This window comes from Pseudoalteromonas sp. SIMBA_162, assembly GCF_046535955.1.
GTDB lineage: Bacteria > Pseudomonadota > Gammaproteobacteria > Enterobacterales > Alteromonadaceae > Pseudoalteromonas > Pseudoalteromonas marina.
Genome location: NZ_JAWJBQ010000049.1, coordinates 1 through 1331 on the forward strand (window position 1 = coordinate 1; position 1331 = coordinate 1331).

At 43.1% G+C, this 1331-nt stretch carries 1 protein-coding gene; it reads left to right on the forward strand.

What is annotated here, in order from left to right; all coding sequences use genetic code 11:
* On the forward strand, window positions 1–1151 hold a 1151-nt coding region (locus R0J88_RS18600), incomplete at its 5' end, for an IS110 family transposase (protein ID WP_410900681.1).
* Between the last annotated feature and the right edge of the window lie 180 nt (window positions 1152–1331).

The window sequence follows — 1331 nt, forward strand, 5'->3', positions numbered from 1 at the left end:
ATAAACATAGCATACTTTTTATCGGTCTTGATACACATAAAGAATTCAATGAAGTTGCCTATATTGAAGAACATAGAGGTGCGCAACCTGTTCATCTTGGCCGAGTTTCGTCTTCCAAAATGGCCGTTCAAAAGCTTGTTCGCCAGTTCGAATCGAAATACCCTGGCGCAACACTTCATTTTGTTTATGAAGCTGGCCCATGTGGTTATTGGATTTACCGATTAATTACCAGCCTTGGCCATTGCTGTTATGTGGTTGCACCTTCTCTTATTCCTAAAAAACCTGGTGAGAAAATTAAAACCGATAAACGTGATGCCCTTAAGCTTGCTAAATTACTTAAGTCTGAAGATTTAACACCTATCTATGTTCCTGAGCCTGAAGATGAAGCTGTACGTGATTTATCTCGTGCACGCGAAGTAGCCATGAAGGATTTAAAAGATGCCAAATATCAATTAAAGGCGCTGCTGCTTCGCAATAATATTAATTACAAAGGCACTGCGAATTGGTCACAAAAACATTTACGTTGGCTCACTGAGCTTGTGTTGCCACACCCCGCTCAGCACATCGTCTTACAAGAATTTTTACACACAATTACCGAACGAATAAGCCGACTTGAGCGGCTAGATAATGAACTAACACACCACGTTCACCAGTGGCGTTATTATCCTGTAGTAAAAGCAATACAAGCTATGCGTGGTGTCCGTTTGTTGGTCGCCACTGGCGTTGTTGCTGAGCTTGGCGATTTATCGCGTTTCGACCATCCCCGCAAATTAATGAGTTATCTCGGTCTTGTACCCAGTGAACACTCGAGTGGTGGCAAACGCCATATTGGCGCCATCACAAAATGCGGGAACGGCCGAGCAAGGCGCCTTCTTGTGGAAGGTGCTCATACTTATCGCTATGCAGCAAATATATCCACAGATATGCAAAAACGACAAGAAGGTTTACCAAAGGACATTATTGATATTGCGTGGAAAGCACAGATTAGGCTCTGCAAACGCTATAAAAAAATGATAGCCAAAGGGAAACACTACAATCTGGTTGTTACCGCCATTGCCCGAGAAATGATTGCGTACATATGGGCTATTGCAAGAGAAGTGGTGCTTACGCCAGTGAATAAAAAACTTAGATTGGCAAGAGTACCCGCATGATAAAAGAATTAGAGTTAATGCATGGGATCAAGCATCGGGTGTGGCACAACCACCGACGGCGTTAGGATGGCAATGCAGCTAACGCTGCATTGAACCACGAACATAGACTGAAGACAGGTGCCACGACGAAATAAGTAAGGTCTGCTCTGTTACTAGAAATAGTAATAACCAACGAATATC